At 38.8% G+C, this 13,032-nt stretch carries 9 protein-coding genes and 1 tRNA gene; 6 read left to right on the top strand and 4 right to left on the bottom strand.

Annotated features, from left to right (window positions below; translation table 11 throughout):
* The 4 genes from JEM65_RS05490 to JEM65_RS05505 form a co-directional block, all read right to left on the bottom strand.
* Positions 1–1,179, bottom strand: a complete 1,179-nt coding sequence (locus tag JEM65_RS05490) for an acyl-CoA dehydrogenase family protein (RefSeq protein WP_199597934.1) — start codon at positions 1,177–1,179, stop codon at positions 1–3.
* A gap of 65 nt (positions 1,180–1,244) precedes the next feature.
* On the bottom strand, positions 1,245–1,976 hold the full coding sequence (locus JEM65_RS05495) for a tRNA1(Val) (adenine(37)-N6)-methyltransferase (RefSeq protein ID WP_199597935.1): 732 nt from the start codon (positions 1,974–1,976) through the stop codon (positions 1,245–1,247).
* A 13-nt stretch (positions 1,977–1,989) separates the two neighbouring features.
* Entirely contained in the window at positions 1,990–2,517 is a 528-nt protein-coding gene (gene rimM, locus JEM65_RS05500; RefSeq protein ID WP_199597936.1) for a ribosome maturation factor RimM, read from the bottom strand.
* Between the two features lie 234 nt (positions 2,518–2,751).
* Entirely contained in the window at positions 2,752–3,321 is a 570-nt protein-coding gene (locus JEM65_RS05505) for a 30S ribosomal protein S16 (RefSeq protein ID WP_199597937.1), read from the bottom strand.
* A 705-nt stretch (positions 3,322–4,026) separates the two neighbouring features.
* Here JEM65_RS05505 and dnaE point away from each other — a divergent pair.
* The 6 genes from dnaE to JEM65_RS05535 all read left to right on the top strand — a co-directional run bounded on the left by dnaE (position 4,027) and on the right by JEM65_RS05535 (position 12,551).
* Entirely contained in the window at positions 4,027–8,415 is a 4,389-nt protein-coding gene (gene dnaE / locus JEM65_RS05510; protein ID WP_199597938.1) for a DNA polymerase III subunit alpha, read from the top strand.
* Positions 8,416–8,665: 250 nt separating this feature from the next.
* On the top strand, positions 8,666–8,983 hold the full coding sequence (gene trxA / locus JEM65_RS05515) for a thioredoxin (RefSeq protein WP_146890162.1): 318 nt from the start codon (positions 8,666–8,668) through the stop codon (positions 8,981–8,983).
* Between the two features lie 166 nt (positions 8,984–9,149).
* Positions 9,150–9,695, top strand: coding sequence for a ClpP family protease (locus JEM65_RS05520; protein WP_199597939.1), 546 nt, complete (start codon positions 9,150–9,152; stop codon positions 9,693–9,695).
* A gap of 283 nt (positions 9,696–9,978) precedes the next feature.
* Positions 9,979–10,908: a DUF58 domain-containing protein gene (locus JEM65_RS05525; RefSeq protein WP_199597940.1), complete on the top strand. Its 930-nt coding sequence runs from the start codon at positions 9,979–9,981 to the stop codon at positions 10,906–10,908.
* Positions 10,909–11,028: 120 nt separating this feature from the next.
* A tRNA-Asp gene (locus tag JEM65_RS05530) sits at positions 11,029–11,102 on the top strand.
* 228 nt (positions 11,103–11,330) lie between these two features.
* Positions 11,331–12,551, top strand: a complete 1,221-nt coding sequence (locus tag JEM65_RS05535) for a site-specific integrase (protein ID WP_199597941.1) — start codon at positions 11,331–11,333, stop codon at positions 12,549–12,551.
* The last annotated feature ends 481 nt before the right edge of the window (positions 12,552–13,032 follow it).

The following is a 13,032-nucleotide window of genomic DNA, read 5'->3' on the forward strand; positions in this document are numbered from 1 at the left end:
TTATTTAAAGGCACTCAGTCCTGTAATATCAAGCCCTGTAATCAGTAAATGGATGTCATGTGTCCCTTCATAAGTAATAACGCTTTCAAGATTCATGGAATGGCGCATAATGCTGTACTCGCCAGTAATACCCATGCCGCCTAACATTTGCCGTGCATCACGCGCAATGGTAATTGCCATATCCACATTGTTACGTTTTGCCATAGATATTTGGGCTGAGGTAGCTGTTCCATTTTCTCTCATTACACCCAACCTCCAAGCCAACAATTGTGCTTTGGTGATTTCAGTAATCATTTCAGCCAATTTCTTTTGTTGCAACTGGAATTGACCGATTGGTTTTCCAAACTGCATGCGTTCTTTACTGTACCTTAAGGCTGTGTCATAACAGTCCATTGCTGCACCAATAGCGCCCCAAGCAATACCATAACGAGCCGAGTCCAAGCAACCCAGCGGTGCGCCTAAACCAGATTTATTTGGTAATAAGTTTTCTTTTGGAACTTTGACATTGTCAAAAATAAGCTCTCCTGTTGAAGAGGCTCTCAACGACCATTTGTTATGCGTTTCTGGAGTTGTAAAGCCTTCCATACCACGTTCTACAATTAATCCGTGAATACGACCTTCTTCACTTTTGGCCCAAACAACGGCTACTTGACAAAAAGGGGCATTTGAAATCCACATTTTTGCACCATTTAAAAGGTAATGGTCGCCCATGTCTTTAAAATTAGTAGTCATGCCGGCAGGATTGCTGCCGTGATCAGGTTCAGTCAGTCCAAAACTGCCCATCCATTCGCCACTAGCAAGTTTAGGTAAGAATTTTTGGCGTTGGGCTTCGTTGCCATATTTCCAAATTGGATACATTACCAATGATGACTGCACAGAAGCTGTACTTCTCACGCCCGAATCACCACGCTCAATTTCTTGCATGATCAATCCGTAAGAAATTTGGTCTAGTCCTGCACCGCCATATTCTGCAGGAATATAAGGTCCAAAAGCGCCTATTTCAGCAAGGCCGTTGATGATTTGTTTAGGGAATTCTGCTTTTTGGGCATATTCCTCAATTATTGGCGACACTTCACGTTTTACCCATTCTCTTGCGGCATCACGCACTAAACGATGCTCGTCATTTAATAACTCGTCTATATTGTAATAATCTGGTGCTTGGAACAAATCTGGCTTCATGCTGTTGAATTTAATTTTAGTCAATTACAAAAGTAACGAAATCGTTTGCAGTGTACAATTTAAAATTACATTTTGAGATAGAAGTCTTTGGTCAGTGCAATATAATCCTCAGTGTATTGGTGTCTAGCGGTTTCGATAACTAATTCCTTAGGATTGACAGTCGTTTCCTGAAACGAAAATTCAATTAAACTGCGTTTGATTTCGGACTCTGGAGTTCCTTTCACTCTTAAAATTCGCTGCGGATACAAGTGTTCTTTAGATGCCAACACCATAAAATCTTTCTCTTCTGAAAATGGAATGATCACAGAAAACAGACCTTGTTTAGAAAGTAATTTTGAAACACTTTCTATCAGATGTCTAAAGGGCATCGCATCTGCAAACCGTGCTAAATCGCGTTGCTGATTATCGCTTTTATAAGTGTCAGTGTAAAACGGCGGATTGGAAATAATTAAATCGTACGAATCATCCATCCCTGATTCGTCATCAGAAAGATCTTCAACAAACTCGTCTAAAGCAGCATGGTAGCAAAAGAGTCGATCGGCCCATGGCGACTGTTCAAAATTATCCACACACTGTACGTAAGCCGCATCGTCTATTTCAATGGCATCAATAAGTTCTGCTGCACTGCGTTGCGCCATCATTAAGGCCAAAACTCCTGTGCCCGCGCCAATATCTAAAATTGAATAGGGGTTGGCGTCTAAAGATGCCCAAGCGCCCAGTAAGACTGAATCTGTACCAATTTTCATGGCGCAACGGTTTTGGTAGACTGTAAACTGTTTGAATTGAAAAGGTTTCATAGAAAACGTCAATTTATTGTAGGTAGAGATCAATCAATCCTTCAGGCGCCTCTACTACAATCAATTTATTTTTTTTATCAACGTTCTTAATAAAAGCGTCGTTAAGCGGAATCAAGATTTCAATACCGTCACGATCAATTTCAAAAAGGGCTTGCGCCGTAGAGTCATTAACCGATTTGACAATGCCCACGGTTCCGAAATTGACATCTTCAACAGTAAACCCGATGATCTCGTGAAAATAAAATTTGTTACCCTCTAGCTTCGGAAGAAATTCTAAAGGAAGATAAATGTCAGATTTTAATAGGGCATCGGCATCCTGTTCGGTGTCTACATCTTCAAATTTGATGCGTAACAATTCTGATTTGTGCAACTGGGAAGATTCAATAAAAAAGGGTACTAAATTATTGCGAAGCTCTACAAAAACAGACTCCATATCTTCATAGATCTCTGGTTCGTCAGTATCCAATTTTATCAGTAATTCACCTTTAAAACTGTATTTTTTTACAATTTTACCAACGTAGAAGCAGTCTTTTTTATCCATTGAAACTATTTATTTTCATTTCCGCGAAGACGGAAATCCTAATTATTTATTATGAGATCTCGCTAAAAGCGCTGAAATTTACTGAAGAATTATGAGATCCCGTTATTTATGAGATCCCGCCAAAGGGCGGGATTTGTTCAATCACGCATTCTATTTAAAAAAATAGAATGCTATTTCACAAAAAAAAACTCCGATAGGTCATATCGGAGTTTAAAAGTATAAAAAATAAATTCTTTATTCTTCTGTTTTTGTTTCAGCATCATCCGCTGGAGCTTCTTCAGTAGTAGCTTCAACATCTGTAGCCTCTTCAGCAGGAGCATTTGCAGCCGCTTCAGCAGCTTCTGCGTCAGCAACTAACTTGGCCGCTTCAGCTTCACGTTTAGCATTTACTTCTTTTTCAGCTTCAAGAGCTTTAGCTTTAACATCAGCTTGCGCTTTTGCTAAACCATCCTTCTTAGCGTCAACTTTGTTTGCTTTTTCATCTAACCAAGCTGTAAATTTCTCTGCTGCTTGCTCTTCTGTTAAAGCACCTTTTCTGACACCACCTGCAAGATGATTTTTCAACATGGCACCCTTGTAAGACAAAATTGCTCTTGCCGTATCCGTAGGTTGTGCACCATTTTGAAGCCACTTAACAGCATCATCAACGTTTAATTCAATAGTTGCTGGGTTAGTGGTTGGATTGTAAGCACCGATTTTCTCTAAGTATTTACCATCTCTTTTTGATCGTGCATCAGCTGCAACAATCCAGAAATAAGGTTTCCCTTTCTTTCCGCGTCTTTGTAATCTAATTTTAACTGACATAAAAAATTAATTAGTGAGGTTCGCGACCTCTATTATTAATAATAAGAGCCTGCCCGACATAAACAATTTATGTCCTTCAGGCGGGCGCAAAGATACTATAAAATTTGTATTGATGTGTAATTTGTTGCAAATAAACATGCGTTTTAATATTCTTACAAATCTAAATGTAAGTAATTTTTTTACAGTTTATGTGGTTTGGTGTGAGGTTGTTACCTAAAGTGCCGCTATGGGATATTAGGTCGTTACTGATGATGGCCCTCACACTAAATCGAGAGAAAGAACTATTAAATCAACAGTTATTTCAGATCCTCAACAATCACTTCCTAAAGATAAAACCTGTCAAGTAGTTTCAGTGAACTTATATAGCGATCAAAGAGCGCGCTAAACTAATGAAGACGCGCCATCAGGAATTGTTCCAATTTTTATTTGAAACTGTTTATAACTTTCGTTTCAAAAAGCGTTAATTATATGTAATTTTAAAAACTTTTCTTTCAAAAAAAAACATTACTTAACGATTTAATAGTTAGGGGTGTCGATTTGAGTCTCTGTAAATAGAGACGTTAGCATTCACTTGGAAGAGCTTTTCTTTGATGGTATGGAAGTAGTCGCGACCCCAATAATTTATAAGCGATTTCAACTGACAGATTATAAAGAAAGAAACGACAAGGGTATATAAGAATTCACAATATATAGATTAAAAAAAGCATGTATTTAATTTTCGATACGGAAACCACAGGATTACCAAAACGTTGGGATGCACCCATTAGTGATACTGACAATTGGCCAAGATGCATCCAAATTGCATGGCAATTACATGACGCTTTGGGCAACTGCATTGAGCATCAGGATTATTTGGTAAAACCTGAGGGCTTCAATATTCCTTATGATGCCGAGAAAATCCACGGTATTTCTACCGAGCTTGCCCAGCAGCAAGGGATTCCGTTGGCCGAAGTTTTGGAGAAATTTAATGCGGCGTTGGCTAAAACGAAGTTTGTGGTGGGCCAGAATGTGGGGTTCGACTTGAATATCATGGGCGCGGAATTCCACCGTGAAAACGTTGACAATGTTTTGCAGAAACTTCCGGTTTTGGATACCTGTACGGAACATACTGCAAGTTTATGTCAACTGCCAGGAGGACGTTATGGTAAATTTAAGTTACCAACCTTAACAGAATTACACCAATTTTTATTCCATCAACCCTTTGCAGAAGCACATAATGCCACTGCCGATGTTGAAGCAACCACGCGTTGTTTTTTAGAATTGGTCAGACGTGAAGAGTATACCATTGAGCAGTTAGACGCCCCTTCAGATTATTTTGAGAACTTTACGAGGGAGAATCCGGCAACGATTCAGCTAATAGGGTTAAAGCATATCAACCTTAAGGCAGAAAGTGCGAAAATCAAAAAGCAGATTCAGGCGTTGCAGGAATCTGATGAGCCTTCCAAAACGGAGATTGCTCAAAATATTAAAGAATTAAAGGAGGTTGAGTTTGCGCATTTACACAACCACTCTCAATTTTCTGTTTTGCAATCTACCATCAGCGTGCCTGATTTGGTTGCTGCCGCAGCTCAGCAAAATATGCCTGCTGTAGCGCTTACGGATCATGCCAATATGATGGGGGCTTTTCATTTTGTAAAAGCGGTAAGCAATCATAATAGAGGGGTCGAAGCCAGAAATAAAACTGCTGAAGAACGCGGCGAAATTCCAAAGGAAAAGATTATTAAACCTATTTTAGGGTGTGAGTTTTTTGTGTGTGAAGACCATAAAGATAAAAGTAGAAAAGATAATGGCTACCAAATTGTGCTGTTGGCAAAAAACAAAAAAGGCTACCACAATTTAGCCAAATTATCTTCTCATGCCTTTGTAGATGGGTTTTACTATCTACCACGAATTGATAAAAAATTGATCCAACAGTACAAAGAAGATTTGATTGTGCTGACGGGGAATCTCTACGGCGAGGTGCCGAGTAAAATCTTGAATGTTGGCGAAAATCAAGCGGAAGAAGCACTGCTTTGGTGGAAACAAGAATTTGGAGCTGATTTGTATATTGAGTTGATGCGCCATAATCAGGAAGATGAAAATCGGGTTAATCCGGTGTTGGTAGACTTTGCCAGAAAACATGAAATCCAATTGGTGGCCACCAACAATACCTATTATTGTAAGAAGGAAGATGCCAATGCGCATGACATTTTATTGTGTGTAAAAGACGGTGAAAAGCAGGCCACACCAATAGGTCGTGGGCGTGGTTACCGTTACGGAATGCCAAATCAGGAATATTATTTCAAGTCGTCTGAAGAGATGAAAAAACTCTTTAAGGATTTGCCTGACGCGATTTCCAATATTCAGGAGGTGGTTGATAAGATTGAGCCTTTTGAATTGGCTAGAGATGTTTTATTACCGGCCTTTGGAATTCCTGACGAGTTTAAACATGACGAAGATCTAATTAACAAAGGGAAGCGAGGTGAAAATGCCTATTTGCGCCACCTCACCTATGAAGGCGCCAAAAAACGTTACCCTGAACTGACGGACGAAATTAAAGAACGGCTTGATTTTGAGTTGAGCGTTATTGAAAACACAGGATATCCAGGGTATTTCTTGATTGTTGAGGATTTTATACGGGAGGCACGTAATATGGATGTTTCTGTGGGGCCGGGACGTGGTTCAGCAGCAGGATCGGTGGTGGCGTACTGTTTAAAGATTACCAATATAGACCCATTGAAGTACAATCTGCTTTTTGAGCGTTTCTTAAATCCCGATCGTGTCAGTATGCCAGATATTGATATTGATTTTGATGATGAAGGTCGAAGTAGGGTTATGGATTATGTCATCAAAAAATACGGCAGTAGCCAGGTAGCACAAATTATTACCTATGGTACCATGGCGGCTAAGTCGTCCATTAGAGATACCGCCAGGGTTTTAGATTTACCACTTTTTGATGCGGATAGGATTGCAAAGCTCATCCCGACCATGTCCAAATTGGGCAAAATTTTTGGGTATGATGAAAAGCAGTTGAGTAAAGCCTTTAGATCAGAAGATTTAGAAAAAGTAAACGAGCTCCTCAATATCGCTGAAGGGTCAGGCTTAGAGTCGGAAACCGTTAATTTGGCACGCATGCTGGAAGGTTCTGTGCGTAATACGGGAATTCATGCCTGTGGGGTGATTATTACACCTGATGATATTACGAAGTTCGTACCAGTAGCTACGGCAAAAGATTCTGATTTATATGTGACCCAATTCGATAACTCCGTGGTGGAGGATGCGGGGTTGCTGAAAATGGATTTCTTGGGACTAAAAACCTTGACCTTAATTAAGGATACGGTAAAAATCGTAAAAGCAAAACACGATATTTTACTTGATCCGGATACCTTTCCTTTAGACGATGAACTGACTTATGAGTTGTTCCAAAAGGGAGAAACTGTGGGGGTGTTCCAGTATGAATCACCCGGTATGCAAAAACACCTTAAGGAATTAAAGCCGACTGTTTTTGAGGATTTAATTGCGATGAATGCCTTGTACCGCCCGGGACCAATGGAGTATATCCCGAGTTTTACCAGACGTAAACATGGCGACGAAGAGATAGAATATGACCTTCCTGCCATGGAAGAATACCTTAAGGAAACCTACGGAATTACGGTATACCAAGAGCAAGTGATGTTACTGTCTCAAAAATTGGCAGGGTTTACCAAGGGTGAGGCTGACGTTTTACGTAAGGCTATGGGTAAAAAGCAAATTGCGGTTTTGGACAAAATGAAACCTCAGTTTATTACTCAAGCAGCAGCAAAAGGCCACGATGCCAAAAAGTTAGAGAAAATTTGGAAAGATTGGGAAGCTTTTGCGAGTTATGCCTTTAATAAATCGCATTCTACCTGTTATGCTTGGATTGCCTACCAAACCGCCTATTTAAAAGCCCATTATCCTGCCGAATATATGGCGGCGGTATTGAGTAATAATATGAACGACATCAAGCAGGTGACCTTCTTTATGGAGGAATGCAAGCGTATGAAGTTGAATGTGCTTGGGCCAGATGTTAACGAATCCTATTATAAGTTCTCTGTAAATAAAGATTATGCCGTTCGGTTTGGAATGGGGGCGATTAAAGGCGTGGGGCAAGGTGCCGTCATGACCATTGTTGAAAATCGCAGGAAAGATGGTCATTATAAATCTATTTTTGATTTTGCCAAGCGTGTCGATTTGAGGGCAGCCAATAAGAAGGCTTTTGAAAACCTCGCTTTGGCGGGAGGATTTGATTGTTTCAGTGATACTCACAGAGCGCAGTATTTCCAGGATGAAGGTGATGGGATTACCTTTTTGGAAAAAGCAATTAAGTACGGCAGCAAACATCAAGAAAATGAAAACTCAGCCCAAGTCAGTTTGTTTGGAGATGCCAGTGATGTTCAGATTGCAGAACCTCTAGTGCCGCCCTGTGAAGAATGGGGGACTATGGAAAAATTGGCCCAAGAACGGGAAGTGGTCGGCATTTATATTTCTGGCCACCCACTGGACGATTTTAAAATTGAGATGAAAACCTTTTGTAATGCCGCTTTGGCACTCTTTTCAAATCTTGACCCTTATGTTAATAGAGAACTCACCTTTGGAGGTGTGGTTACAGATGTAGAGCACCGCGTAAGTAAGCAAGGCAAGGGTTGGGCCATGTTTACTATTGAAGATTATACAGATAGTTTTGAGTTTCGGATTTTTGGAGAAGAGTATCTGAGGTTTAGACATTTTTTGGTTAGAAGCTCTTTTGTGTACGTGAAAGTGTATGTTAAGGAAGGCTGGACCAATAAAGACACGGGAAAGAAAAGTGAGCCGAGGATGCAGTTTACCAGTTTCCAGTTGTTACATGATGTGATGGATACCTATGCTAAGAAGTTGTCCATTCAATTGGAAATTAAAGATTTGAAAGAAAGTAAAATCAAAGCACTCGATGAGGTGTTGAGTATGCATGAAGGCAATCATGCCTTGAGTTTTGTGGTTTATGACAACGAAGAAAAGATGAAATTGCATATGCCGAGTAGAAAACAAAAAGTGAAAATATCCCAGGAATTATTGGACGAATTGAACTATCAGAATGTGTATTATAGATTGAATTAGAATGTTTAGTTCAAATTTTGCGCAAGGGATTGCAGTGGCATCCTTTTGGCTACAGTTTAGCAGTAAAAAGACCCGCCTGAACGAACGGACAGGTATAACGGAAAGCCCGGTTTTATGCGCACAAAAAGCAGTCATAACTAGCACACATCCAACGATAACCAAAACAAATGTTAAGCGTGTAAGGATTGCTAAAATTTTTGACTAATTTTGTGCATTAAATAGAAGTGAAACAAATTAAAGTATAGAAAATATGGCATTAGAAATAACAGATGCAAACTTTGAAGAAATGGTTTTAAAAAGTGATAAACCAGTAATGGTAGATTTTTGGGCAGCTTGGTGCGGACCATGCAGGATGGTTGGCCCGATCATTGACCAAATTAGTGAAGAATATGAAGGTAAAGCTTTAGTGGGTAAAGTTGACGTAGATGCAAATCAGGAATTTGCTGCCAAGTATGGTGTGCGTAACATCCCAACCGTATTAGTGTTCCAAAACGGAGAAGTTGTTGGAAGACAAGTAGGTGTAGCTCCTAAAAATGCTTACACTGACGCTATTGACGGACTTTTATAGATCGTTTTTTAACAGAATTGGCATTTGTCGCTAAGGCCATTTTATATGTGCTAAGGGTAATGTATGATCCATTTTCTGTTAGTAACAATAGAATAATCAGATAAAATGATAAAAGGTTTGCTGTTATGGTAAACCTTTTTTTAATTTAGATAAAAAATTAAGAATAATGAGCGATAAAAAGAAAATACAAGATGCTATTGACAGCAAATTGATAGAAGAGCGTAAAGTGTTCCTTTGGGGACAGGTAGATGACAAATCGGCAAAACATGTGGTTGACCGTTTGATGTATTTGGATGCTTTAGAGACCAAAGACATTCATTTATATATCAATAGTCCGGGAGGTTACGTGACCTCAGGTTTCGCTATTTATGACTGTATGAGGTCTTTAAAGAGTGAGGTTTCTACCATTTGTACTGGATTTGCAGCCTCAATGGGGTCAATTTTGTTGTCAGCAGGAGAAAAAGGCAAACGTTTTATTCAGCCTCACGCCCGTGTGATGATTCATCAACCAAGTGGTGGTGCGCGTGGACCTGCAAGTGATATTGAAATTACGGCTCAGGAAATCATTAAAACTAAAGAGTTAAGTGCACGCTTATTAGCGGAAAATTGTGGTCAGACGTTGGAAAAGGTCATGAAAGACTTTAATCGTGACCATTGGATGGGTGCCGATGAATCTGTGGCTTATGGCATTGTTGACGAAATTTTGAAATAATAGGAATTGGAGTGTTTGTTTCGAAATGAACTATATTAAGAATGTATCGAGAATCTAATGGAAATAACTAAAGGTTCTCGATATATTTTTAGATATCCTGCTGAGCAGGTTATCTAAAAACACTCGAACTGACATTATTATATATTTTAAATTTTTGTGATGAAATTTTGCAAGATCTAATGGGTATTACCAGCATTAAGATATGGCTTCTAAAAGTATAAAACGGTGTTTTAATAATCTTAATACTTAATACTAAAAGCAAAGCGGTCTAACATCTTATTCAATGAATTTACAGGCAGAACTTAATAAAACCGGAGGATTTAAAAACCTCGAACTCCTCGCCAAACAGGTAGTGGAAGGCTTTATTGCGGGGATGCACAAAAGTCCGTTTCATGGGTTTTCAGCAGAATTTGCGGAACATAAGATTTACAACCAAGGTGAAAGTACCAAGCATATTGATTGGAAGCTGTATGCCAAAACCGACAAGTTGTTTACCAAGCGCTATGACGAGGAAACCAATTTACGGTGCCATTTGATTATTGATAACAGTAGCTCAATGCATTATCCTGAGATGACATCGTTTTCGATTGATAAGCTGAACAAAATAGCGTTTGCAGCGTTGGCATCAGCAAGTTTGATGCACATCCTTAAAAAGCAGCGTGATGCCGTGGGCATGAGTATTTATAGTGATGCTTATGATTACTATGCTCCAGAAAAAGGGAGTGAACGTCACCATCACATGTTATTGGGCGAACTGAGTAAAACAGTCGTTCAGAAACCCATTCAAAAACAAACGGAGACCTATACGTATTTACATCAAATTGCCGAGAAACTTCATAGACGATCATTGATCTTCTTTTTTACGGATATGTTCCAAACAACCACTGACGACTCTAAGGTGTTTGAGGCGCTCCGGCATTTAAGACATAAAAAGCACGAAGTGGTATTGTTTCATGTATTTGATAAAGGTAAAGAGGTGACGTTCGATTTTGAAAACACGCCTAAGAAGTTTGTAGATGTCGAGACAGGTGCACAGATCAATATGTATCCAGAAACTATAAAAGAGGCTTATGAGAAGGCGGTAAGTTCTTATTTTGACGCGTTACGGCTGAAATGTGGTCAATATCAAATTAAATATGTAGAGGCAGACATCACAAAGAATTTCGATAAGATCCTGACAACATACATGGTAGAGCGCGGGAAATTTAAGTAGGAAATTTTTTTTTAAAAAACCGCAAAAAATATTTGCGATATTGAAAATGCAGTGTATATTTGCACCCGCCTGAGCGATGAAAACGATAAGTTTAGTCGGGTAGGCTTGCATTAACGCAACGGTCTGGTAGTTCAGTTGGTTAGAATGCCGCCCTGTCACGGCGGAGGTCGCGGGTTCGAGTCCCGTCCAGACCGCGGAAGAGGTTGTTAAAAGCCTTCAAAACCCTGTAAATCTTATGATTTACGGGGTTTTATGCTTTTCAGGAAATCATAGAATTTGGTTCTATTTGATTCTGAAAGGTCACAAATCGTCAACATCTTTTGATTCTCCTAACTATGTTGACAGAATGATGTATCTTAATACCATATTTTAGTTGATTTGACTTTCGTCTATATAATGTTTAACCATTAAAGACGACAACTATGAGAACTTCTTCAACATTTTCAGTACTGTTTTGGGCATACGGTAAACGCGCCGTAAATAACAAAGCAAACATTTACGTGCGAATTACTTCAAACGGAAAACGTGTCAACATAAGTCTTAAAAAGAAAATCAATATTGCTACTTGGGATGAAAAATCTCAAAGAGCGAAAGGGAAAGATAAGGATTCACGTATTTTGAATTTATATTTGAATGAAGTGCAATCAAAAATCTATCGGATTTATGAAGAACTAAAAACAGCAGATAAGCCGTTTACCTCTCAAATGATTAAGGCTAAATTTCTAGGAGAGGATAAAAGGCACTTTACCTTTCGAGCTCTTATTGATTATTATAACAATAAGATGCAGCACAAGCTGCACATAAATACGAAAGGCCAATATAAAACTAGCCAAAAGTATATGTTATTGTATATTTCTGATGAATACAAGTTAACAGATATGCCTCTTTCTGACCTTGACTATGGTTTTGTAATAGGTTTTGAGAATTTTCTTCGTTCCTACATCCCAAAGATTGGACAACCCAAAATTGGAAACAATACAGCAATGAAGCATATTAAACGTTTGCGTAGAATGGTAACTCTTGGTTACCGAATGGAATGGATTGATAGAGATCCATTTGTCAATTTTAAAATGAAGATTGAGAAGAAAGAGCGAGGATTCCTTACAAAGGCAGAACTACAAGCTGTTGAAGATTTAAATTCCTCAATTGAACGTCTGGTTATTGTTCGAGATTTATTTGTTTTCAGTTGCTACACAGGTATATCCTATAGTGATATCATGGAATTGACAAGCAAAAACATTGTGAGTGGAATAGATGGTAATCCTTGGATAATGGCTACGAGAACAAAGACTGGAACTCCGTTTAAAATCCCGTTATTAGCAAAGGCTGGATATTTAATTGATAAATACAGTGAGCATATAAGGACTTGTGAAACTGATAATCTTTTACCCAAACTGTCCAATCAAAAATTGAACAGCTATCTGAAGGAAATAGCAGATCTTTGTAGTATCAAAAAAAATCTTACTTTTCATATGGCACGACATACCTTTGCTACGATTGTGACCTTAAGTAATGGAGTGCCAATCGAAACAGTTTCTAAATTACTAGGTCATACTAAATTGACAACAACCCAAATTTATGCACAGGTAGTGGAAAAAAAGGTAAGTCAGGATATGGAAAAATTGAAATTGATATTGGAGTGACATTGAGATGAATTATTTAATGGACTGAATTGAGGTGTTCAACTCGTGAGATATGACGCAATTTATGGTCAATAAGTTTGGTCAAAACAAAGTATCAAAGACATAGGGCTTAACCAAATAAATGTCCGTAAATTATTGAAAAAGCGGTCGTGGTGTTTGAGCTGACAGAAACGCTAGACTTAGGATCTGGTGGCACGAGGTGCGGAAATTTGAATCTCCACGCCAGTACCTTTTAAAGGTGATGATAGTCGTAGAGAGTCTCTCAATTTTAGGTTTTTTTTGCTCAGGTGCAACATTGGTGCAGCATTAATTTTTTTATTGTGAAAGGGACTATCTGATAAAGTGTGTAAGTTAAAACAATAGCGGGGGCCGGCCCCCGCTAATGTTTGATTATAAAAAAAGTGTTCTAATTAAATTTTTTAATATTGAATTCAACTTTCTCTTTTCATCCCAACTTTATAAAGGGCTACAAACGAAGAAA

Origin of the sequence: Gelidibacter salicanalis (genome assembly GCF_016469035.1) — a bacterium.
GTDB lineage: Bacteria > Bacteroidota > Bacteroidia > Flavobacteriales > Flavobacteriaceae > Gelidibacter > Gelidibacter salicanalis_A.

Excerpts from the sequence above, each read along its gene's own strand:
- JEM65_RS05495 (WP_199597935.1), bottom strand. The coding sequence starts at position 1,976 with ATGAAACCTTTTCAATTCAAACAGTTTACAGTCTACCAAAACCGTTGC.
- JEM65_RS05525 (WP_199597940.1), top strand. The coding sequence starts at position 9,979 with ATGAATTTACAGGCAGAACTTAATAAAACCGGAGGATTTAAAAACCTC.
- trxA (WP_146890162.1), top strand. The coding sequence starts at position 8,666 with ATGGCATTAGAAATAACAGATGCAAACTTTGAAGAAATGGTTTTAAAA.
- JEM65_RS05520 (WP_199597939.1), top strand. The coding sequence starts at position 9,150 with ATGAGCGATAAAAAGAAAATACAAGATGCTATTGACAGCAAATTGATA.
- rimM (WP_199597936.1), bottom strand. The coding sequence starts at position 2,517 with ATGGATAAAAAAGACTGCTTCTACGTTGGTAAAATTGTAAAAAAATAC.
- JEM65_RS05490 (WP_199597934.1), bottom strand. The coding sequence starts at position 1,179 with ATGAAGCCAGATTTGTTCCAAGCACCAGATTATTACAATATAGACGAG.
- dnaE (WP_199597938.1), top strand. The coding sequence starts at position 4,027 with ATGTATTTAATTTTCGATACGGAAACCACAGGATTACCAAAACGTTGG.
- JEM65_RS05505 (WP_199597937.1), bottom strand. The coding sequence starts at position 3,321 with ATGTCAGTTAAAATTAGATTACAAAGACGCGGAAAGAAAGGGAAACCT.
- JEM65_RS05535 (WP_199597941.1), top strand. The coding sequence starts at position 11,331 with ATGAGAACTTCTTCAACATTTTCAGTACTGTTTTGGGCATACGGTAAA.